The organism is Streptomyces sp. NPDC016845 (assembly GCF_044332585.1).
Lineage (GTDB): Bacteria > Actinomycetota > Actinomycetes > Streptomycetales > Streptomycetaceae > Streptomyces.
The window spans coordinates 66,270-87,578 of the sequence record NZ_JBIRPI010000006.1; the positions used below are offsets into that span (position 1 = coordinate 66,270).

21 protein-coding genes are annotated in these 21,309 nt (G+C 72.9%); 14 read left to right on the forward strand and 7 right to left on the reverse strand.

Going from position 1 to position 21,309, the window contains the following annotated elements; translation table 11 throughout:
* Nucleotides 1–33: 33 nt before the first annotated feature.
* The gene (locus ACH4RC_RS18360) at nucleotides 34–525 is read left to right on the forward strand and encodes a glutathione peroxidase (protein ID WP_398201759.1); all 492 of its coding nucleotides are present in this window, start codon (nucleotides 34–36) and stop codon (nucleotides 523–525) included.
* A gap of 53 nt (nucleotides 526–578) precedes the next feature.
* Nucleotides 579–773 (forward strand): hypothetical protein, encoded by a 195-nt coding sequence (locus ACH4RC_RS18365; protein WP_398201761.1) that lies wholly within the window; start codon nucleotides 579–581, stop codon nucleotides 771–773.
* A gap of 9 nt (nucleotides 774–782) precedes the next feature.
* Here the strand turns inward: ACH4RC_RS18365 and ACH4RC_RS18370 are convergent, their stop codons facing one another.
* From ACH4RC_RS18370 to ACH4RC_RS18380, 3 genes are all read right to left on the reverse strand, one after another.
* Complete coding sequence (locus ACH4RC_RS18370; protein ID WP_398201764.1) at nucleotides 783–989, reverse strand: hypothetical protein; 207 nt, start codon at nucleotides 987–989, stop codon at nucleotides 783–785.
* Nucleotides 986–1,189 (reverse strand): hypothetical protein, encoded by a 204-nt coding sequence (locus ACH4RC_RS18375; RefSeq protein ID WP_398201766.1) that lies wholly within the window; start codon nucleotides 1,187–1,189, stop codon nucleotides 986–988. Before ACH4RC_RS18375 ends, ACH4RC_RS18370 begins: the two co-directional genes overlap by 4 nt.
* Nucleotides 1,190–1,282: 93 nt before the next feature.
* The gene (locus tag ACH4RC_RS18380; protein WP_398202316.1) at nucleotides 1,283–1,840 is read right to left on the reverse strand and encodes a YciI family protein; all 558 of its coding nucleotides are present in this window, start codon (nucleotides 1,838–1,840) and stop codon (nucleotides 1,283–1,285) included.
* A 112-nt stretch (nucleotides 1,841–1,952) separates the two neighbouring features.
* Here ACH4RC_RS18380 and ACH4RC_RS18385 point away from each other — a divergent pair, with 112 nt between their 5' ends.
* The 10 genes from ACH4RC_RS18385 to ACH4RC_RS18430 all read left to right on the forward strand — a co-directional run bounded on the left by ACH4RC_RS18385 (nucleotide 1,953) and on the right by ACH4RC_RS18430 (nucleotide 14,173).
* On the forward strand, nucleotides 1,953–3,464 hold the full coding sequence (locus ACH4RC_RS18385) for an MFS transporter (RefSeq protein WP_398201769.1): 1,512 nt from the start codon (nucleotides 1,953–1,955) through the stop codon (nucleotides 3,462–3,464).
* A 43-nt stretch (nucleotides 3,465–3,507) separates the two neighbouring features.
* Entirely contained in the window at nucleotides 3,508–5,079 is a 1,572-nt protein-coding gene (locus ACH4RC_RS18390) for an ATP-dependent DNA ligase (RefSeq protein ID WP_398201771.1), read from the forward strand.
* Nucleotides 5,080–5,194: 115 nt separating this feature from the next.
* Nucleotides 5,195–5,680 carry a cation:proton antiporter regulatory subunit gene (locus ACH4RC_RS18395; RefSeq protein ID WP_398201774.1) on the forward strand — a complete coding sequence of 162 codons (486 nt, stop codon included), beginning with the start codon at nucleotides 5,195–5,197 and terminating at the stop codon, nucleotides 5,678–5,680.
* A gap of 4 nt (nucleotides 5,681–5,684) precedes the next feature.
* Nucleotides 5,685–6,923: a cation:proton antiporter gene (locus ACH4RC_RS18400; RefSeq protein ID WP_398201776.1), complete on the forward strand. Its 1,239-nt coding sequence runs from the start codon at nucleotides 5,685–5,687 to the stop codon at nucleotides 6,921–6,923.
* 129 nt (nucleotides 6,924–7,052) lie between these two features.
* A complete protein-coding gene (locus tag ACH4RC_RS18405; RefSeq protein WP_398201778.1) occupies nucleotides 7,053–8,591 on the forward strand; it encodes an MFS transporter in 1,539 nt (512 codons plus the stop codon).
* A 187-nt stretch (nucleotides 8,592–8,778) separates the two neighbouring features.
* Nucleotides 8,779–9,300, forward strand: coding sequence for a hypothetical protein (locus ACH4RC_RS18410; protein ID WP_398201780.1), 522 nt, complete (start codon nucleotides 8,779–8,781; stop codon nucleotides 9,298–9,300).
* Between the two features lie 104 nt (nucleotides 9,301–9,404).
* Entirely contained in the window at nucleotides 9,405–9,617 is a 213-nt protein-coding gene (locus tag ACH4RC_RS18415) for a LuxR C-terminal-related transcriptional regulator (RefSeq protein ID WP_398201782.1), read from the forward strand.
* Nucleotides 9,610–10,086 (forward strand): NUDIX domain-containing protein, encoded by a 477-nt coding sequence (locus ACH4RC_RS18420; RefSeq protein WP_398201784.1) that lies wholly within the window; start codon nucleotides 9,610–9,612, stop codon nucleotides 10,084–10,086. The genes ACH4RC_RS18415 and ACH4RC_RS18420 overlap by 8 nt, the downstream gene beginning before the upstream one ends.
* A 91-nt stretch (nucleotides 10,087–10,177) precedes the next feature.
* Nucleotides 10,178–11,572: an NADP-dependent succinic semialdehyde dehydrogenase gene (locus ACH4RC_RS18425; protein ID WP_398201786.1), complete on the forward strand. Its 1,395-nt coding sequence runs from the start codon at nucleotides 10,178–10,180 to the stop codon at nucleotides 11,570–11,572.
* Nucleotides 11,573–11,698: 126 nt separating this feature from the next.
* Nucleotides 11,699–14,173, forward strand: a complete 2,475-nt coding sequence (locus tag ACH4RC_RS18430) for a polysaccharide lyase 8 family protein (RefSeq protein WP_398201789.1) — start codon at nucleotides 11,699–11,701, stop codon at nucleotides 14,171–14,173.
* A gap of 5 nt (nucleotides 14,174–14,178) precedes the next feature.
* On the opposite strand, the gene ACH4RC_RS18435 is transcribed toward ACH4RC_RS18430, so the two are convergent.
* From ACH4RC_RS18435 to xylA, 4 genes are all read right to left on the reverse strand, one after another.
* The gene (locus ACH4RC_RS18435; protein WP_398201791.1) at nucleotides 14,179–15,375 is read right to left on the reverse strand and encodes a substrate-binding domain-containing protein; all 1,197 of its coding nucleotides are present in this window, start codon (nucleotides 15,373–15,375) and stop codon (nucleotides 14,179–14,181) included.
* 63 nt (nucleotides 15,376–15,438) lie between these two features.
* Entirely contained in the window at nucleotides 15,439–15,978 is a 540-nt protein-coding gene (locus ACH4RC_RS18440) for a GNAT family N-acetyltransferase (RefSeq protein ID WP_398201794.1), read from the reverse strand.
* 95 nt (nucleotides 15,979–16,073) lie between these two features.
* Complete coding sequence (locus ACH4RC_RS18445) at nucleotides 16,074–16,364, reverse strand: hypothetical protein (RefSeq protein WP_398201797.1); 291 nt, start codon at nucleotides 16,362–16,364, stop codon at nucleotides 16,074–16,076.
* A 409-nt stretch (nucleotides 16,365–16,773) separates the two neighbouring features.
* Nucleotides 16,774–17,940 carry a xylose isomerase gene (gene xylA, locus ACH4RC_RS18450; protein WP_398201800.1) on the reverse strand — a complete coding sequence of 389 codons (1,167 nt, stop codon included), beginning with the start codon at nucleotides 17,938–17,940 and terminating at the stop codon, nucleotides 16,774–16,776.
* 167 nt (nucleotides 17,941–18,107) lie between these two features.
* Here xylA and xylB point away from each other — a divergent pair, with 167 nt between their 5' ends.
* Entirely contained in the window at nucleotides 18,108–19,547 is a 1,440-nt protein-coding gene (xylB, locus tag ACH4RC_RS18455) for a xylulokinase (RefSeq protein WP_398201802.1), read from the forward strand.
* 195 nt (nucleotides 19,548–19,742) lie between these two features.
* A complete protein-coding gene (locus ACH4RC_RS18460) occupies nucleotides 19,743–20,936 on the forward strand; it encodes an ROK family protein (RefSeq protein WP_398201805.1) in 1,194 nt (397 codons plus the stop codon).
* Nucleotides 20,937–21,309 lie beyond the last annotated feature (373 nt).

A 21,309-nucleotide genomic window follows, 5' to 3' on the forward strand; every position in this document is an offset into this window, starting at 1 on the left:
GAGCCCGGTCGGGGCAGGCGTACGCTCCGGACCATGTCTGTTTACGACGCAGTGGAGATCGAGCGCCTCCAGGGCGGCCCCGCCGAGCTGGACCGGTACAAGGGCAAGGCCGTCCTGATCGTCAATGTCGCATCCAAGTGCGGCCTCACCCCGCAGTACGCGGGGCTTGAGCGGCTGCACGAGCAGTACGCGGAGCGCGGCTTCACCGTGCTCGGGGTGCCGTGCAACCAGTTCATGGGCCAGGAGCCCGGGAGCGCCGACGAGATCGCCGAGTTCTGCTCGGCCACGTACGGGGTGACGTTCCCGATGACGGAGAAGGTGGACGTCAACGGGGCGGAGCGGCACCCGCTGTACAAGAAGTTGGTCGAGGTGCCGGACGGCGAGGGCTACACCGGAGACGTCCGGTGGAACTTCGAGAAGGTCCTGGTCGATCGGGACGGCAACGCCGTGGCCCGCTTCTCGCCGCAGACCGAGCCCGACGCCCCCGAGCTGGTGGCGGCCGTCGAGGCGCACCTGCCGCGCTGAACCCCGCCGGGGGCGTGTGCGTGCCCGGCCGACGGGGGTCTCGTTAGCCGGTCATGCGCAAGCCGAACGTTCTGACCTTCGCCCTGGCGGTCGCCGCCGCGCTCACCGCGGTGGCGCCGCTGGCGTTCGCCGCCTCCCCGGTCACGGTCGCCCCTGCCGCGGGCGACCCGTTCGTCCACCCTCAGCCGGAGGGCATGCCAGGCGGCACGGCCTCCGGGCCGGTACCGGACGCCGGCCGCGCCGCCTGACGGCGGCGCCTATATCGCCCCGTACTCGTGCGCGGGCGCCCCGCGCCACTCGATGTCGGGAGAGTCGCCGAGCACGAGGTCCTCGGCGTTCTCCAGGCCCGCCCGGCGCAGGAACTCGATGACGTCCGCGTCCGAGTGCGCGAGCCCGAGGGGCACGTCCGCGACCGTCACACTGCGCCCGCCGCCCGGCGCCGGGCGCTGCACCGCCACCTTCATGACGCGCCCCCGCCCTGCCGCGCCCGCAGACGCAGCTCCGCTCTCTCGGCGGGGGTCAGCCGCTCCTCCGCCAGTTGACGGGAGAGATGCAGCAAGCGGCGCCGCAGGACGGTGCGGCCGGGCTGTTCGGCGAGGCGCCGATAGGTCTCGGTCCATTCCTGGCGTGTCTGTACGAGGTCGTCGGTGATCGTGTGCCGCATGGCTAGGATTAGATCGCATGTTCGAATTTACGTGCAACCGGCCGAGCCCTCACCGTTCGCGGCCCCGGCGTTCGTGGCCCCCGTCCGGTCCCCTCAGTCGCGCCGCCCGCCGAACTCCCACGGATGCACCTCGACGGCCGCGTACCGGCCGGCCGTGAGGACCGTCCGCGCCGTTGCCGGGTCCGCCGCCCTGACCAGGGCCGCCGTACCGAGCCAAGCCGTGTCGTCGTCGCTGTACAGGGGTCCGTAGGCGATCAGGTCGGCCGCGCGTGGGCCGGACGGCACGTCGAGGTCGGCCGCCGGACCGGCGCCGAGGCCGAGCACGAGGTAGCGGTCCTCGCCGGTCGGCCCGCCGGGGAAGTCCCACATGGTGCGGCCGAGCAGGTCGTGCCAGCGGCGCAGCAGCACGTCCCGGTAGGCACCGGCCTGATAGGTGGGCTCGTCGAACGCGAACGCGCGGGCCGTCGCCGGATCCGGCAGGTCGACGATGTGCACGCTGCCCGTCGGGGTCTCCCCGTCCTCGGCGAAGGTCGGACCGCGTGCGATCAACTCCCGCTCGAACCGGTCCATGTAGGACCAGTGCTCCTCCACCAGCTGCAGGCGCAGCTCGAGGGAGTCGGGGCGGTCACGGTGGTAGCAGAAGAACATCATGGGCACGCACTCTCCCTGGCCCGCCCGCACTTGCGCACGCGCTTTTCCGCGAGGCGCCGACCGCTCGGGACATGCCCTCGCGTCCGCACTCCGCGTCCATGACAATGAGCCGGTGACCGCGACGACACACCCCTCCGCAGGCGCCGCCCCCGACGTCCGGCTCGCGTCGGCGCGCGGGCGGTGGATCCTTTCGTGCGTGGTCCTTGCGTCCGGGATGGCGATGCTGGACGGGACGGTCGTGAACATCGCCCTGCCGACCATGGGGCGCGATCTCGGGGCGTCGCTGTCCGCGCTGCAATGGGTCGTCAACGCGTACATGCTGACGCTCTCCGCGCTGCTGCTGTGGGGCGGCGCGCTCGGTGACCGGCTGGGGCGGCGGCGCACGCTGATGCTGGGCGTGGCGTGGTTCGCGGGTGCGTCGGCGCTGTGCGGGTTCGCGCCGGACGAGGGCACGCTGATCGCGGCGCGCGCCTTGCAGGGGGTCGGGGCGGCGCTGCTCACGCCCGGGTCGCTCGCGCTGGTGCGGTCGGTGTTCCACCCCGACGACCAGGCGCGGGCCGTGGGCGCGTGGTCCGCGCTGACCGGTGTGGCGGGGGCGCTCGGGCCGTTCCTGGGCGGATGGCTGATCGACGGGCCCGGATGGCGGTGGATCTTCTACATCAATGTGCCGCTCGCCGCGCTCGTCCTGGTCATCGCGGTGCGGTACGTGCCCGAGAGCCGGGACGCCACCGCTGCCGACACCCCCTTCGACCAGGTCGGCGCCGTGCTCGCCGCGCTGAGCCTGGCCGGGGTGAGCTACGCGCTGATCTCGTCGTCCGGCGGCGCCTCCGCGCTCTCCACCGGCCTGCCCGCGCTCCTCGGTGTCGTCGCCGGTGCCGCGTTCGTGTACGTGGAGCGGCATCGGGCGGCGCCGATGCTCCCGCCGTCGCTGTTCGCCTCGCGGCTGTTCAGCGCGGCGAACGGGATGACGCTGTGCCTGTACGCGGGGATCGGCGGCATTCTGTTCCTGCTGCCGGTTCAGTTGCAGGTCACTGTCGGGTACGACGCGCTTCAGGCGGGGACCGCGACGCTTCCGGTGACCCTGCTGATGCTGCTGCTCTCCGCGCGCGCCGCCGACCTGGCCCACCGGATCGGGCCGACGCTGCCGCTCGTCGTCGGGCCCCTCGTCGCCGCGACCGGGGTGCTGCTGATGCTGCGGATAGGCCCGGACTCCTCGTACGTCGCCGATGTGCTGCCCGCGGTCGGCGTCCTGGGGCTCGGGATGAGCATGTTCGTGGCCCCGCTGACGGCGACCGTCCTGGCGTCGGTGGAACCGGCCCGTGCCGGGCTCGCGAGCGGGGTGAACAACACGGCGGCGCGGGTGGCGCAGCTCCTGGTCGTCGCCGGGCTGCCGCTGGTCGTGGGCCTGTCGGGCGAGGCGTACACGCGGCCCTCCGCCGTGAACGTCTCGTTCCACCGGGCGGCCTTCGGGTGCGCCCTGCTGTTCCTCCTCGCGGCCGTGGTGGCGGTCCTCTTCGTGCGCCCGCGCCATGTGCGGAGCCGGGCCGCCGAGGCGCCGCGGCCGCAGTGCCGGTCCCATTGCGGGGTCGGCGCACCGGCCCTGGAACCCGGCGACGAGCGCTGAGGCTACTGGTGCGTCCCGCGCCCGCCCGTTGCACCATGGCTGCATGCTCTTTGCCCGATTGGCCCAGGTGTCCCAGGAGGTCGCCGCCACCTCGGCGCGCTCGAAGAAGATCGAGCTGCTCGCCGAGCTGTTCCGGGACGCGGACCCGGACGACGTGCCGATCGTCATCCCCTACCTTGCCGGACGCCTCCCGCAGGGGCGGCTCGGGGTGGGCTGGCGGGTGCTCGGCGAGCGGGTGGAACCGGCGGCCGGGCCGCGCCTGAGCGTCCAGGACGTCGACGCGGCCCTGACCACCCTCGGCGATGTGAGCGGCGCCGGTTCGCAGACCGAACGCAAGCGCCTCGTCGGTGAGTTGATGGCCGCCGCCACGGAGGTCGAGCAGCGGTTCCTGTTCGGGCTCGTCACCGGCGAGGTGCGGCAGGGCGCTCTCGACGCCGTCGCGCTGGAGGGGCTGGCCCGGGCGACCGGCTCTGTGCCCGGGGACGTACGGCGTGCGGTGATGCTGGCGGGCGGGCTCCAGCCGGTCGCGAGGGCGCTGCTCGCCGGGGGCCCGGAGGCGCTCGCACAGTTCCGGCTCACCGTGGGCGGGCCCGTGCAGCCGATGCTGGCGCACTCGGCGGGGTCGGTCGGCGAGGGGCTCGACAAGCTGGGCGCGTGCGCCGTGGAGGAGAAGCTCGACGGCATCCGTATCCAGGTGCACCGGGACGGGAACGACATCCGGATCTTCACACGGACGCTCGACGAGATCACCGACCGGTTGCCGGAAGTCGTCGCGGCGGCGCGGGATTTGCGGGCCGAGCGGCTCATCCTCGACGGCGAGGTCATCGCCGTCGACGAGGCCGGGCGGCCGCGCGCGTTCCAGGACGTGGCCGGGCGGGTCGGCTCGCGGGTGGACGTGGAGCGCGCCGCACGGGCACTGCCCGTCTCGGCCGTCTTCTTCGACGTGCTCTACGCCGACGGGCGCGACCTGCTCGACCTGCCGTTCGCCCAGCGCCACGAGCACCTGGCGCGGGTGGTGCCGGAGCCGATGCGGGTGCGGCGGACCGTCGTCGAGGACGCGGCCGAGGCGGAGCAGCGGACGGCGGCGCAGGACTTCTTCGAGGAGACGCTGAACCGGGGGCACGAGGGGGTCGTGCTCAAAGGGCTCGAAGCGCCGTACAGCGCGGGGCGCCGTGGTGCGTCCTGGCTGAAGGTGAAGCCGGTGCACACGCTCGACCTCGTGGTGCTCGGCGCCGAGTGGGGCCACGGGCGGCGTACGGGCAAGCTGTCCAACCTGCACCTGGGCGCGCGGCGCGAGGACGGGTCGTTCGCGATGCTCGGCAAGACGTTCAAGGGGCTCACGGACGCGCTGCTCACCTGGCAGACCGAGCGCCTCGGTGAGCTGACGGTCGAGGACGACGGGATCGTCGTGAAGGTCCGGCCCGAGCTGGTCGTGGAGATCGCCTACGACGGGCTGCAGCGCTCGACGCGGTATCCGGCGGGCGTGACGCTGCGGTTCGCCCGCGTGCTGCGGTACCGGGAGGACAAGACGCCCGAGCAGGCCGACACGGTGGAGACGGTGCTGGCCGCACACCCGGCCGTGTCCGACCGGCGATCCCCCCGCCCCCTCCCCTGACCTTTTCTTTGCCAAAACATGAACCGTATAAGGTGACAGTCGCCGCGAAAGATGCAGCTGCCACCTAATACTCGCCGGGACCGCAGCCCGGACACGCACGGACAAGGGGAGAGACGTGCCCGCTTCACGCCTGAGCAGGACACCATTGCCGGGGATCGGCTTCCGCTACGACCTGACCACCCGAGAACAACGCCAGCTGTCGGTCGTCGCGCACCGGGACGGGGGCCGCACGCTCAGCGCGTACCAGGCGGACGACCCCGACGCCTGTGCCCTGTCACTGAAACTGACCTCGGGCGAGGCCGCGTACCTCATCGACGCGCTGATGCCCTCGCACCACAGCCCCAACCTGCTGCACACCACCGACCTGGGCCTGGTCGCCGAGCGCATCGAGCTCCCGGCGACCTCGCACTGGAACGGCCGGCTGCTCGGTGAGACGCACATGCGCACCGAGACGGGCACCTCGATCGTCGCCGTGCTGCGCCGGACCGAGGCGATCCCGTCGCCGACGCCGGACTTCCGGCTCGCGGGCGGCGACACGCTCATCGTGATCGGTACGCGCGAGGGCGTCGAGGCGGCCGCCGCGATCCTGGGGCGGGAGTGATCGGATGCATTCCGCTGTCTTCCTCATCGAGTTCGGTGCGATCATCCTGGCGCTCGGCCTCCTCGGCCGGCTCGCCGGGCGGCTGAGCTTCTCGCCCATCCCGCTCTACCTCCTCGCGGGCCTCGCGTTCGGCGAGGGCGGGCTGCTCCCGCTCGGCGCGAGCGAGGAGTTCGTCGCGATCGGCGCCGAGATAGGCGTGATCCTGCTGCTCCTCATGCTCGGCCTCGAGTACACGGCGAGCGATCTCGTCAGCAACCTCAAGACGCAGTACCCGGCGGGGCTCGTCGACATGACGTTCAACGCGCTGCCCGGCGCGGCCGCCGCGCTCCTCATGGGCTGGGGCCCGGTGGCGGCCGTCGTGCTCGCCGGTGTCACCTGGATCTCGTCGTCCGGCGTGATCGCCAAGGTGCTCGGCGACCTCGGCCGGCTCGGCAACCGCGAGACGCCGGTCATCCTGAGCATCCTGGTGCTCGAAGACCTGGCGATGGCGGTCTACCTGCCCATCATCACCGCGCTGCTCGCGGGGGTCGGCTGGGCGGCGGGCGGGCTCACGCTCGCCATCGCCCTCGGCGCGGCCGGGCTCGTCCTGTTCGTCGCCGTGCGCTACGGACGGCACATCTCCCGGTTCGTGTCGAGCGACGACCCGGAGAAGCTCCTCCTGGTCGTCCTCGGTCTGACCATCCTGGTCGCCGGGCTCGCCCAGCAGCTCCAGGTCTCCGCCGCCGTCGGCGCGTTCCTCGTCGGCATCGCGCTCTCCGGTGAGGTCGCCGATGGCGCGCACACCCTGCTGTCGCCGCTGCGGGACCTGTTCGCCGCCGTGTTCTTCGTCTTCTTCGGGCTGCACACCGACCCGGCGAGCATCCCGCCGGTGCTCCTCCCCGCGCTGCTCCTCGCGGTCGTCACGGCCTGCACGAAGATCTTCACCGGATGGTGGGCGGCGCGCCGCGCCGGGATCTCCGTGAAGGGACGCTGGCGGGCCGGCGGAGCGCTCGTCGCGCGCGGCGAGTTCTCCATCGTCATCGCGGGGCTCGCGGTGACCTCCGGCATCGAGCCCCGGCTCGGGCCGCTCGCCACCGCGTACGTGCTGATCCTGGTGATCGTGGGCCCGCTCACCGCCCGCTACACCGAGCCGCTGGCCCTGAAGCTGTTCGCCGGGCGCAAGGACAAGGCGGCCCCGGCGGCCCCGGTCCCGGCGCCGCGCGCGGCGGAGGAGTCCGCGTCCGTGGACGAGCGGCTCGGCTGAGCCGCTGCCGTACCGGACGGCGACCGGGGGAGAACGGCTCCGTTCTCCCCCGGTCGCCGTCCGTGAGCAGGGCGCTTAGCGTGGTGGACGGGGTTGATCAGAGGTGCACCCGGATGTCTGGAGGCCACCATGGATCGCTCGTCCGAGCCCACCGGGGCGTCGGCGGGATCGTCTGAGCCCGGCATAGGCTCCACGCCCGGTGACGGCGCGACGCCGTACGCGGGCGGCGGCGCTCACGAACACCGGTGGCTGATCCTCGCCGTCATCGGTATCGCGCAATTGATGGTCGTCCTCGACGCGACGATCGTGAACATCGCACTGCCCTCCGCCCAGCAGGACCTCGGCTTCAGCGACGGCAACCGGCAGTGGATCGTCACCGCCTACGCGCTCGCGTTCGGCTCCCTGCTGCTGCTCGGCGGGCGCATCGCCGACCTCGTGGGCCGCAAAACCGTCTTCATCGCGGGCCTGATCGGCTTCGCGGTGGCCTCGGCGCTCGGCGGCGCGGCTCCCAGCTTCGGGGTGCTCGTGTTCGCCCGCGCCCTGCAAGGCCTGTTCGGCGCGCTGCTCGCACCGGCCGCGCTCTCCCTGCTGACCACGACGTTCACGGACCCGCGCGAGCGCGCGAAGGCGTTCGGCATCTACGGCGCCATCGCGGGCGCGGGCGGCGCCGTCGGTCTGCTGCTCGGCGGCATCCTCACCGAGTACCTGGACTGGCGCTGGTGCCTGTACGTGAACCTGCTGTTCGCGGTGGTCGCCATCGTCGGCGGCATGCGTCTGCTGCACGGCGGCCGCCCCAAGGACCGGCCCGAACTGGACGTGCCCGGCACGGCCCTCGTCACGGTCGGCCTGTTCTGCATCGTCTACGGGTTCTCCAACGCCGAGTCGCACCACTGGAGCTCGTTCCTGACCTGGGGCTTCCTGGTCATCGGCGTACTGCTGCTCACCGCGTTCACCTGGTGGGAGATGCGGGCGCCGCATCCGCTCCTTCCGCTGCGCGTGGTCCTGGACCGGGACCGCGGGGCGTCGTACCTGGCGATGTTCCTGTCGGGCGCGGGCATGTTCGGCGTGTTCCTGTTCCTCACGTACTACCTGCAGCAGATCCTCGCGTACTCGCCGGTCATCACCGGTGTGGCGTTCCTGCCGATGGTGGCGTGCATGGTGTTCTCGTCCGTCGTCACGACGAACTACCTGGTGCCCATGCTGGGCCCGAAACCGATCGTGCCGCTCGGCATGGCCCTGACCGCCGGCGGCATGGCATGGCTGACCGCGCTCGACCTGCACAGCACCTACGCGGCGCATGTGCTGCCGCCGCTGCTCCTCGCCGGTATCGGCCTCGGCCTGATCTTCGCCACGGCGATGAACCTCGCGACGGCCGGGGTCGAGACGCACGACGCGGGTGTCGCCTCCGCGATGGTCAACACCAGCCAGCAGGTCGGCGGCTCGATCGGCACGGCGCTGCTCAACTCGCTCGCCACCAGCGCCGCGACCAACTACCTCAAGGGCAAGCAGCCCTCGCCCCTGACCCAGGCGGAGGCGTCGATGGAGAGCTACTCGACCGCGTTCTGGTGGTCGGCGCTCTTCTTCGCCATCGGCTTCGTGGTGACGCTCGTGCTGTACCGGCCCGGCGTCCCGAAGTCGGCCGCGACCGACGGCGCCGTGCACATGTGACCCCGCCGTGCACGGGCGACCCCGCCGCGCCCCTGTGACACCACAGCGCCCCGTTGCTCCGGTTCGGCTCCGTCATTCAGCGGGCATACCCCCTCTGCAAAGTCCGCCCGTCCGGCCGCGCGCCGGGCGGGCGGCACTTCCTGCGGCGGGGCAGACGGACCAGGGCAAGACCAAGGGGGAAACAGCCATGCGCGGCGTGCCGTACGAGGCGTACCAAGTGGACAGCGAACAGCTCGCGACGGCCTTCGTCGAAGTGGCGGACGCCGCTGTACGAGGCGGTCCGCAAGCCCTGATCGCCCTGGTCGGAAGCTGTATCTCACTGCTCGACGTGCCCGCGGCCACGGCCGTGCTCAAACCGCCGACGGGCCGGGTCGAGCTGGCCGCGTCCGACAACCGGGGCCTGCGTCTGGAGCGCGCCTCACTGTCGTGGGGCGAGGGCCCCGGAGCGGACTGCCGGGCCTCGGCGCAGCCCATCCGGGGCGTGCCACTGGCACATCCCTACGCGCGGGCCAACTGGCCGTCGTACACGGCGATGGCGCGCTCGCTCGGCTTCGCGTGCGTGGTGGCGGTACCGCTGCGCGCCCCGGACCGGACGGTCGGCTCGCTCAGCCTGCTCTCGGAGAGCTCGGGCCCGCCCGGCGCGCTGCAACTGCGCCTCGGGCAGCATCTGGCGGACGCGACGGCCCTCGGCATGCTGCCCCGCGTCTGAACCCCTCACGGCCTGGGGGCTCACGACCCGGAGGTGGTGACCCAGCCGGCCGGACGGGGCGGCGCGCGGAGGAGCTCGGCTCGCTGACCGGCCGGGAGCGGGACGTGCTGACCCTGATGGCCGAGGGCCGCTCGAACGCGTCGACCGCCCAGTCCCCGCACGTCTCCGCGGGCACCGTCGAGAAGCATGGGGCGGCGGTCTTCGGCAAGCTCGGACTGCCCGCGTCGGAGGATTGCAACCGCCGGGTACTCGCGGTCATCCGCTCTTTGCGCAGAGACTGGCCCATGGCCGACGGGAGGACCACGACTCATGGCTGACGGGACGAAGCGCACCAGACGCAGCGCGGGCCTGCTCCTCTTCCGCCGCACCCCCGCCGGGCCCGAGGTGCTGCTCGGGCACATGGGCGGCCCCTTCTGGGCGCGCAAGCACGCGGGCGCGTGGAGCGTGCCGAAGGGCGAGTACGAGCCGGACGAGGCGCCCTGGGACGCGGCGCGGCGCGAGTTCCAGGAGGAGCTGGGGCTGCCCGCGCCGGACGGGACGCCGCTGCCGCTCGGCGAGACGGTCCAGTCGAGCGGGAAGCGCGTCACCGTGTGGGCGGTGGAGGGCGACCTCGACCCGGCGGAGATGGTGCCGGGCACGTTCACGATGGAGTGGCCGCGCGGCTCGGGCCGGACGGCCGAGTTCCCGGAGCTGGACCGGGTGGCGTGGTTCGGCCTGGACGCGGCGCGGGAGGTCGTCGTGAAGGCACAGGCGGTGTTCATGGACCGGCTCGCCGAGCACGTCTGACAGCGAGGGGGCCGGGTACGCGGGGGACTCCGCGTTGCGCGCCCGCGCACCGCGCGGGAAGGTCGAAGAAACCCGCTCAGGAGGTCGCCCCATGCCCATCGCGACGGTCAACCCCGCGAACGGCGAGACGCTGAAGACGTACGACGCCCTCTCCTCCGAGGACATCGAGCAGAAGCTGGCCCTGGCGGCCCGGACGTTCGACTCGTACCGCACCGTGACGTTCTTCGACCGGGCGAGGATGCTCCAGCAGGCCGCCGACCTGCTGGACGCGGACACCCCGGACATCGCGCGCGTCATGACGACGGAGATGGGCAAGCCGGTCGCGGCGGCCCGCGCCGAGGCGGCGAAGTGCGCGAAGGCGATGCGCTGGTACGCGGAGAACGCCCAGCACCTGCTGGCCGAGGAGCACCCCGCCGAGTCCGACGTACGGGACTCGGGCGCGTCCCGCGCGGTCGTGCGCTACCGGCCGCTCGGCGTCGTGCTCGCGGTGATGCCGTGGAACTTCCCGCTGTGGCAGGTCGTACGGTTCGCGGCGCCCGCCCTGATGGCCGGGAACGTGGGCCTCCTGAAGCATGCGTCGAACGTCCCGCAGACCGCCCTCTACCTGGAGGACCTGTTCCGCAGGGCCGGGTTCCCCGAGGGCTGTTTCCAGACGCTCCTGGTCGGGTCCGGGGAGATCGAGGGCATCCTGCGCGACGAGCGCGTGGCGGCCGCGACCCTGACGGGCAGCGAGCCCGCGGGCCGCTCCGTCGCCTCGATCGCCGGTGACGAGGTGAAGAAGACGGTCCTTGAGCTGGGCGGCAGCGACCCGTACCTGGTCATGCCGTCGGCGGACATCGCCAAGGCGGCGAAGACGGCGGTGACGGCCCGGGTGCAGAACAACGGCCAGTCGTGCATCGCGGCGAAGCGGTTCATCGTGCACGAGGACGTCTTCGAGGAGTTCCGTGACGCGTTTGTGGCGGGCATGCGGGAGCTGACCGTGGGCGATCCGCTCGACGAGTCGACGGACGTCGGCCCGCTCTCCAGCGAGCAGGGCCGCGAGGATCTGGAGGAACTGGTCGACGAGGCCGTCGAGTCCGGCGCGACCGTGCTGTGCGGCGGGCAGCGGCCGAAGGAGCTCGCGGACCGCGGCTGGTTCTACGAGCCGACGGTGCTGACGGACATCACGCCCGAGATGCGGATCCACCGCGAGGAGACGTTCGGCCCGGTCGCCACCCTGTACCGGGTCGCGGACCTGGACGAGGCGATCGCGGTCGCCAACGACACCCCGTTCGGCCTCAGCTCCAACCTGTGGACCGGCGACGAGGACGAGATCGAGCGGTTCGCCCGCGACAGCCAGGCGGGCGGTGTCTTCGTGAACGGCATGACGGCCTCGCACCCGGCGCTGCCGTTCGGCGGCGCGAAGCGGTCCGGGTACGGGCGTGAGCTGGCGGACCACGGGATCAAGGAGTTCTGCAACATCACGACGGTGTGGGTCGCGGCTTGAGCCACAAGAGGGAACTGAAACATTTCGATCGAAACGCTCAACTTGGTCGATCCTCTTGAGCGTTTGAAACTCTGGATGCTAGAAACCGCTTACTCCCAGCGGTCACTCCAGCATCCGGAGCCTTTCATGACGTCGCAGACACCCTCTTCGCCCTTCCCCCACTGGTCCCGGCGCGGTTTCCTCGGCACGGCCGCGGTCGCCGGGGCCGTGCTCGCCGTCGGACTTCCCCGGCAGCAGGCGGTGGCCGCCGCCGACGACGAAGGCGACGAGTTCGCCGCCCTGCGGGCGAAGTGGCGGGCGCTGTACCTCGGCGAAGGGTTCAGCCCGACCGCCGAGCCGTTCAGGTCGAAGCTCGCCACGCTCGGCACGCAGGCCAAGGCGTGGCGCGACGCGATGGCCCCGGCGGACGGTTCACTGTGGCCGGACGCGGTGTTCGGCGACCCGGACCCCGACACGGACACCGAGTCGTACGGCTACTCGGAGAAGATCCAGACCAGCTACGAGCGCGTACGGCTGATGGCGGAGGCGTTCTGCCGGCCCGGCACGGGCCTGACCGGCGACGAGAGCCTGAAGACCGCCGTCCTCACCGCCATGGACCACCTGAGCGCACAGGTCTACAACAAGTCCGCGGCACAGTACGGCAATTGGTACAACTTCCAGATCGGCGCCCCGCAGCGGCTCCTCGACATCGCGATCCTGATGTACGAGCACCTGAGCGCGGCGCGGCTGACGGCGGCGGTCGAGGCGATCGACCACTTCGTCCCGGACTCGCTCGTCGCGAAGTACACCGGCACGAGCACCGGCGCCAACCGCATCGACCTGTGCCGCGTCCTCGCGCTGCGCGGCATCCTCGACGGCACGGCGGCCAAGGTCGCGCTCGCGCGGGACGCCGTCTCGCCGGTCTTCCCGTACGTCACCTCGGGCGACGGCCTGTACGCCGACGGCTCGCTGATCCAGCACACGTACGTGCCGTACACCGGCTCCTACGGCGCCGTCCTCATCGACGGCCTGAGCAAGCTGTTCGCCCTGCTCGGCGGCTCCACATGGGCGATCACCGACAGCGGGCGGCAGATCTTCCTGGACTCGGTGGAAAGCGCGTACGCGCCGTTCCTGCACGACGGGCTGATGATCGACAACGTGTCCGGGCGGGCCATCAGCCGCGGGCTCGTCGCCACCGACACGCTCAAGATCCAGCAGGACGACCACGCGCGCGGGCACGCGATCATCGCCTCGATCCTGCTGCTCGGGCAGGGCGCGAGCGCCGACGAGAACGCGCGCTGGCAGGCGCTCGCCAAGGGCTGGTACACGCGTGACCGCTACAGCGACGTGACGACGGGCCGCACGCTCGGGGTCGCCGCCCTCTCCCGCGTGACGTCCCTCCTCGGCGACCCCGCGGTGAAGCCCGCCGCCGAACCGGCCGGCCACCACGTGTTCCCGTCGATGGCGCGGGCGACGCACCGCAGCGCGGGGTTCACGGCGTCCGTCTCGATGTCCTCGAAGGCGATCACGTTCTACGAGACCGGCAACGGCGAGAACGTCCGGGGCTGGCACACCGGTTCGGGGATGCTCTGTTGGTGGGCCGGGGGTTCCGGAACCGCGGGCGGTGGCCAGTACAGCGACGGCTACTGGCCGACCGTGGACCCGTACCGGCTGCCCGGCACCACGGTCTCGCGCAAGCCGCTCGCGGACGCCGAGGGCGGCGCGTGGGGCGCGGCACGGCCCGACACGACGTGGGTGGGCGGTGCGACGGACGGCACGTACGCGGCGCTCGCCCAGGACGTGCGCGGCCTGTCGTCGACGCTCCGGGCGAAGAAGTCGTGGTTCTTCCTCGACGACGCGGTGGTGTGCCTGGGCGCGGGCATCACGAGCGCCGACGGGGCGGGCGTGGAGAGCGTCCTCGACACCCGGAACCTGGGGGCGGCGGGCACGGCACGGCTGACGGTCGACGGCCGCGCGCAACCGCCGCGCCACCCCTGGAACGCCACGTTCCCACGCGCGCGTTGGGCGCACGTGGCGGGCCACGGCGGTTACGTCTTCCCCGGCGGTACGTCGCTGACGGCGCTCCGCGAGGAACGCACGGGCACCTGGAAGTCCATCAACGGCGGCGGCTCGGCCGACCCCGTGACGCGCCGCTACGTGTCCCTGCTCGCGGACCACGGCACCGACCCCGCGGACGCCTCCTACGCCTACCTGCTGATGCCGGGCGCGTCCGAACCGCGCACGGCGGCGCGGGCCCTCGACCGGAACTGGCTGCACATCGACGCCAACTCCGGCGCGTGCCAGGGCGTCCGCGTCCCGTCCCTCGGCTTCACCGGCGCGACGTTCTGGGAGCCCGGAACGGTCGGCCTCGTCACCGTCGACGCCCCGCTGATCGTGCAGATCCGCGAGAAGCGGGACGGCACGGCGACGGTCACGGTGGCCGATCCGAACCGGTCGGTGAAGGGCGCCACGCTGGTCTGGCGGCGCCCGGTGAGGTCGGTGACGTCGAAGCCGGGCCCGGTGACAGAGGCGACGACGACCGGCCGGGAACTGCGCCTCACCTTCGCGGACCTGAGCGCGACGGGCGGGGTCTCGCAGAAGGTCACCGTACGGCTGCGGTGAGCGGTTCACGGGGCGGCGGCGCAGGACGCCCGGACGTGCAACCGCGGCAGGACGTCGATGTGCTGACCCGGCTCGTCGGCGCCCTGCGGCGCGGTGAGGCGGGACAGGAGGAGTTCGGCCGCGCGGCGGCCCACGGTCCGTTTGGCCGGGGCCACCGCCGTGAGCGGCAGATCGGCGAGCGCGGCGATCTCGTCGTCGTACGTGATCACGGAGAGGTCCTCGGGCACGCGTACGCCGTGGGCCCGCAGCCGGGGTACGAGGACGATCGCGTCGGCGTCGCTGTGCAGGATCGCGGCGGTCACCCCGTGCTCCTCGACCGCCTCGCGCAGGAAACCGAAGGTGCGGTCGAACCGCTCGGCCTCCGACGTGGCGGCGGGCCTCCGGGACGGTGACGGCTCCGGGACGCTGCTCAGCCCCAGCGCCGCCACCGCCGCCTCGTAGCCCCGCTGCAACTGGGCGCTGGTGGGCGACTCCTGGGCGGCCAGGGCCAGCGTGCGGTGGCCGAGCGAGGCGAGGTGGCGGACGGCCTCGGCGGCGCCGTGGGCGTGGTCGGAGCGGACCCGGTCAAGGGCGGCGGCAGGGTGGCCGTGCGGGGCGGAACGTTCGACGAGGACCGTCGGCACGGGCCGCTCGGTGATCCGCAGCCCCTCCCCCGGGCCCGGCACACCACGCTCCCAACTGGGGGTCAGGAGCAGCCCGTTCACCCCCGCGCCGAGCAGCCGCTCGACCTGGGCGGAGTCTTCGCCGGGCAGGTATCGCGACAGAGCTACGACGAGGCGGGCGCCGCGCTCCTCGACGGCCTCCCGGGCGCCGCGTACGACTTCGGCGTAGTAGTACTCGGTGGTCGGGACCACCATGCCGACGACGACGCCGACGGCCGATCGGGCTGTCGTCTGCGTTTGCGCCTGCGCCTGCGTCTGCGTCTGCGTCTGCGTCTGCGTCTGCGTCTGCGTCTGCGTCTGCGTCTGCGTCTGCGTCTGCGTCTGCGGGAGTTCGCGGCCGTCCGTCTCGTCCTCCCCCGACCACACCACCGCGCCGTGCAGCCGCTGGAGCCGGCCCTGCGCGGCGAGCGTCTCTACGTCGCGGCGCAGGGTGACCGGCGAGACGTCCAGCTCACGGGCGAGGTCGGCGACGCGCAAGGTGCCGCGTTCCCGCAGCAGTTCGAGCACGCGCGCGTGGCGCCGATCGACGTGCAGCCGCATGACTCCGGCCCTCCCCGCTGGTCCCTGCCCCGGCCCGCCCGCTGTCCCGCCCGGACGGCCACATCATCGTATCGATCGGATGCGCTCGGAACGATCCGTCGGATCCCCTCGGAACGATCCGTCGGGCGGGGGTGGGGCAGAAAGGGAGCGGGGCGTGCGGATCATGAAGACATCCACCGGGTCCTGCGACTCCACGACGAAGCCGTGCCGTTCGTACAGGCGCCGGGCCGGGCTGCCCGTGAGCACGTTGAGCCGGACGGCCCGGTCGTCCGCGTCGGCCCGGTCCAGGAGCCCGCGCAGCACGGCCGAGCCGAGTCCGCGCCCCTGCAGCCCGGGCGCGAGGTAGAAGTGCTCGAGGAGCAGCCGGTCCCCGTCGGACCGCAGCGTGACGCACCCGGCGAACGCGCCGTCCGCCTCGACCACGGACGTGGGCCCCGGGACGAACGAGTCCCTGAACCGCTGCCGCACCCGGTGCGGGTCGTACCGGCCGAGCCGTTGGAGATCGGGGCGCATGACGACCGCGCGCAGTTCGACGATGGCCTCTATGTCGTCCGGCCGGGCCGGTCGCAACGACCAGGCAGGAAGGCTCGTACTGTTGTTCACCGCCGCAGTATCGCAACGGGGCGGGGCACTCGGGGGCGCGCGGAGGTTCCCGAGCCCGGGGCCCGGAAGCGGCGGAAGCGGCGGAAGCGGCGGGCTCAGGGCAGCAGTGACTCGACGTCGCTGGGCAGCAGCCCGCTGGGCAGTTCGCTGGGCAGTTCGCTGGGCAACTCGGACGGCAGCGCCGACGGCAACTCGCTGGGAAGCTCACTGGGCAGCTCGCTCGGCAACTCGCTCGGCAACTCGCTCGGGACGCTCAGCGAGGGCGAGGGCCGGTTCGTCCGTTCGTCGTCGCCGGGGGACTTGTCGTCGCCGTCGTCCGAGGAGCGCGTCACCAGAATCACGACGACGGCGACGACCACGGCGAGGGCGACCAGCACAGCGATCACGAGATACGGGCGCCGTCCCGGCCCGCGCGAACCCCCGGGCGGTCCCCCGGGCGGTCCTCCAGGCGGTTCTTCTGGCGGCGGTCCTCCGAACGACCCTCCGGGCGGCGGTCCGAACCCGCCGCCGTCCGGGGGCGGTTGATCACTGGGTGGCCAGGGCGGCTGCTGCGGTGGCGGCGGGGGCATGGACATACGTTCAGAATCCCGGCCGTGGCGCCGACGCGCGACCCTTTGGCGACAATGCACGCCTTACAGGGGAGAGCCGACCCGCTGACGTAGGGCACGCGTGCGCACGTGCGCGCCCTGATGGCGGGAGAACAAGACGAGAGCAAGGCGAGAGCAGGGCGTGAACAAGGCGGCTCCCCCGGGGCGACACACGCCCCGGGGGAGCCGCCGCCGTTCACGTACCGGCTCAGCCGCGCGCGGCCAGCAGGTGGTCCATCGCCAGCTGGTCCAGGCGCTCGAACGCCATGCCGCGCTCGGCCGCCGCGTCGACGTCGAACTCCTCGAACGCCGACTTGTCCGCGCGCAGGCCGGCAAGGCCGTCCGCCGCGGTCGGCTGCGCCAGCTCGTCCAGGCGCGACGCGCGCAGCGCCTCCTGGACCTCCGGGTCTGCGCGGAAGGCGGCCGCGCGCTCCTTGAGGATCAGGTAGTTGCGCATGCAGCCCGCGGCCGACGCCCAGACGCCCTCGAAGTCCTCGGTCCGCGGCGGCTTGAAGTCGAAGTGGCGGGGGCCCTCGTACCCGGCGGTCTCCAGGAGGTCGACGAGCCAGAACGCGGAGCGCAGGTCGCCCGCGCCGAACCGCAGGTCCTGGTCGTACTTGATGCCGGACTGGCCGTTGAGGTCGATGTGGAAGAGCTTGCCGGCCCAGATCGCCTGGGCGATGCCGTGCGGGAAGTTGAGCCCGGCCATCTGCTCGTGGCCGACCTCGGGGTTGACGCCGTACATCTCCGGGCGCTCCAGGCGCTCGATGAAGGCGAGGGCGTGGCCGACGGTGGGCAGGAGGATGTCGCCGCGCGGCTCGTTCGGCTTGGGCTCGATGGCGAACTTGAGGTCGTAGCCCTGCTCGATGACGTACTCGCCGAGGAGGTCGAAGGCCTCCTTCATCCGGTCGAGGGCGGCGCGCACGTCCTTGGCGCCACCGGACTCGGCACCCTCGCGGCCGCCCCAGGCGACGTACGTCTTCGCGCCGAGCTCGGCGGCGAGGTCCATGTTGCGCATGGTCTTGCGGATCGCGTAGCGGCGTACGTCGCGGTCGTTGGCGGTGAAGCCGCCGTCCTTGAAGACGGGGTGCGTGAACAGGTTCGTCGTGGCCATCGGGACGACCATGCCCGCGGCGTCGAGCGCCTGCCGGAAGCGCTTGATGTGGCCCTCGCGCTCGGTGTCGGAGGAGCCGAAGGGGATCAGGTCGTCGTCGTGGAACGTGACGCCGTGCGCGCCCAGCTCGGACAGCCGCTTGACCGACTCGACGGGGTCGAGCGCGGGCCGGGTGGCGTCACCGAACGGGTCGCGGCCCTGCCAGCCGACCGTCCACAGGCCGAAGGTGAACTTGTCGTCGGGGGTGGGCTGGTACGTCATCTTGCGGCTCCCTCGCCGTTCGTGGACATGGCACGGCCGACAACACGATGCCGCGCATCGCGAAGTCCTGCCGCCCGCCTATTTCGTCATGGCGCTTTACAAATTAGTATGCGGGCACGCCGCTGGGAAGAGCCACCCTCGGTACCGCCCGAAATCAGGAGAGCCGCATGTCAGCTGCCGAGGGCCCCCTCGGGCCGTACGTCGTAGGGGTGGACAGCTCCACGCAGTCCACGAAGGCCCTGGTCGTGGATGTCGCCACGGGCGAGGTCGTGGCCAGTGGGCAGGCCCCGCACACGGTCACCTCGGGCGCGGGGCGCGAGAGCGACCCCGAGGAGTGGTACACCGCGCTGCGCACGGCGCTCGCCCAATGCGGTGACGCGGCGCGCCAGGCGTCGGCCGTCTCGGTCGGCGGGCAGCAGCACGGCCTGGTGACGCTCGACGCGCAGGGGCGCCCGGTACGTCCCGCTCTGCTCTGGAACGACGTGCGCTCCGCGCCGCAGGCCCGGCGCCTCGTCGAGGAGCTGGGCGGGCCGAAGGCGTGGGCGGACCGGTTCGGCAGCGTGCCCGGCGCGTCCTTCACCGTGTCGAAGTGGGCATGGCTGGCCGAGCACGAGCCGGAGGCCGTCCGCGCGACGGCGGCGGTGCGTCTCCCCCACGACTACCTGACCGGACGGCTCACGGGCGACGGCACGACGGACCGCGGTGACGCATCCGGTACGGGATGGTGGGCGTCGGCGACCGAGACGTACGACGAGGAGATCCTCGGGCGGGTGGGACTCGACCCCGCGCTCCTGCCGAGGGTCGTCGGGCCGGGCGAGGTGGCGGGCACGGTCCACGACACCGAGCTCCCCTTCTCGAAGGGCACGCTGGTCGCGGCCGGTACCGGCGACAACGCCGCCGCCGCGCTCGGCCTCGGCCTGCTCCCCGGCACGCCCGTCCTGAGCCTCGGCACGTCGGGGACGGTGTACGCGGTGTCGCGCCGCAGGCCCACGGACCCGACCGGCACCGTCGCCGGTTTCGCCGCCGCCCACGGGGACTGGCTGCCGCTCGCCTGCACCCTGAACTGCACGCTCGCCGTGGACCGGATCGCCGCGCTGCTCGGCCTGGACCGGGAGGCCGTGGAAGGCGGCGGCGCGGCGACGATCCTCCCCTACCTGGACGGCGAGCGGACGCCCGATCTCCCGCACGCCTCCGGCCTGTTGACCGGTCTGCGCCACGACACGACCGGCGGACAGCTGCTCCAGGCGGCGTACGACGGTGCCGTGCACGCCCTGCTCGGCGCCCTCGACCGCGTCCTGGACGACGACGCCGACCGCTCCACGCCCCTCCTGCTGATCGGCGGCGGCGCGCGCGGCACTGCCTGGCAGCAGACGGTCCGCCGCCTCTCCGGCCGCCCCGTCCAGGTCCCCGAGGCCCGCGAACTGGTCGCCCTCGGTGCCGCCGCACAGGCCGCCGGCGTCCTGACCGGCGAGAACCCGGCGGCGGTCGCTCGCCGCTGGGGTACGGCGCGGGGTCCTGTGCTCGACCCTGTCGAGCGGGACGAGGCGGCGTTGGAGCGGATCTCGGGGGTGTTGCGAGGGGCGGCGGGGCTGCTGGAAGGGCCCTGAGGCGGCTGATCGCGCGCGACCGGGCGCCGACCTGCACGCGGCGCCACCCGTCCACCGCGACCGGGCTCCGACCTGCACGCGGCGCCACCCGCCCACCGCGACCGGGCGCCGACCTGCACACGGCGCCACCCGTCCACCGTGACCGGGCGCCGACCTGCACGCGGCGCCACCCGCCCACCCTGGGAGCATGACCGCATGACCGCACCATTGCACCGCCCCCGGGCGGGGACACCCGACAACCAGCAGGGCATGCGCCGCCGCAATCTGTCCCGCGTGCTGCACGCCGTCGCCGCCGAGGGGCCGTTGTCGCGGGCCGCGGTGGCGGGGCGGATCGGGTTGACCCGGGCCGCCGTCTCCACCCTGGTCGACGAGCTGATCCGGGCCGGCCTGCTCGAGGAGCTGGGTCCGCAGCGGCCCGGCGGGGTGGGCCGGCCCGGATCAGCGCTCGCGGTCAGCGGCGAGGGCCCTGCCGGGCTCGGCGCCGAGGTGGGCGTCGATCACCTCGCGGTCTGCGCGGTGGATCTGCGCGGCGAGGTACGGGCCCGTGCCGAGCTGCGGGTCGACAACCGGGGGCGCGCGCCCGGCCCCGTACTCGACGACCTCGCCGAGCTGCTGCGGGAGGTGACCGACCGGGCCGAGGCCGAGGGGCTGCGCCCGGCGGGCCTCTCCGTCGCGGTGCCGGGCCTGGTGGCGCGCGGCACGCACACCGTCGTGCGCGCCCCCAACCTGGACTGGCACGACACGGACGTGGCCGCGCTGCTGCCGTGCGAGGTGCCGCTGCGCGTCGACAACGAGGCGAACTTCGGCGCGCTCGCCGAGCTCTGGCTCGCCGCCGAGTCCCCGGCGGACTTCCTGCACGTCTCGGCGGAGATCGGTATCGGCGCCGCTCTTGTGGTGGACGGTCGGCTTCTGCGCGGAACCAGGGGGTTCGCGGGCGAGTTGGGCCACGTCCCCGTACGTCCCGACGGTCCGGCCTGCCCGTGCGGCGGGCGCGGCTGCCTCGAGCAGTACGCGGGTGAGGAGGCGGTCCTGCGCGCGGCGGGCGTCGAACCGGGCGCGGGCCGGGTCTCGCTGCTCGCGGAACGGGCCGAGTCCGGCGACGCGGCCACCCGGCGCGCGCTGCGTGACGCGGGCACCGCGCTGGGCATCGCCCTGACCGGCGCGGTCAATCTGCTCGACCCGCGCGCGGTGGTGCTCGGCGGCGCCCTGTCCCGCCTGGCACCGTGGCTCCTCCCGTCCCTGGAGGCCGAGTTGACGGGCCGCACGGCAACCCCGGCCGACGGCGTCGCCGTCTCCCGCTTCGGCTCGGACGGCCCGCTGCTCGGCGCGGCGCACTCGGTGGTGCGGGCGGTGCTCGACGACCCGATGGGTGTGGTGCAGGCGGCGTAGCCGACGGTTCGGCCCTCGGATCCACCGACGGGTCGGTCGCCGGGACGGCGCCCGCAAGGCGCTCAACGGCGCGCACCGGGTGCACTCGCCGAGGTCCCCACCGGTCGGCCGTCGACGTCACCGGCGGGCCACTCACCCGGACACGGACGGCCTCGCCGCCACTGGTTCGAACACTGCTTCGGTAACTGGTTCGGTCACTGCTTCGGTAACTGGTTCGGTAACTGGTTCAATCACTGGTTCGGACCTCTGACGTGCGGTTGTTCACAACTCGCGGGTTATCCACAGATGCCCATCACCCCCTTCCACCCCAACCTGCGGGCTGCGTAACGTACTTCACGCGAGACGCCGGATCTCCGTCCGACCGACCGGGTGG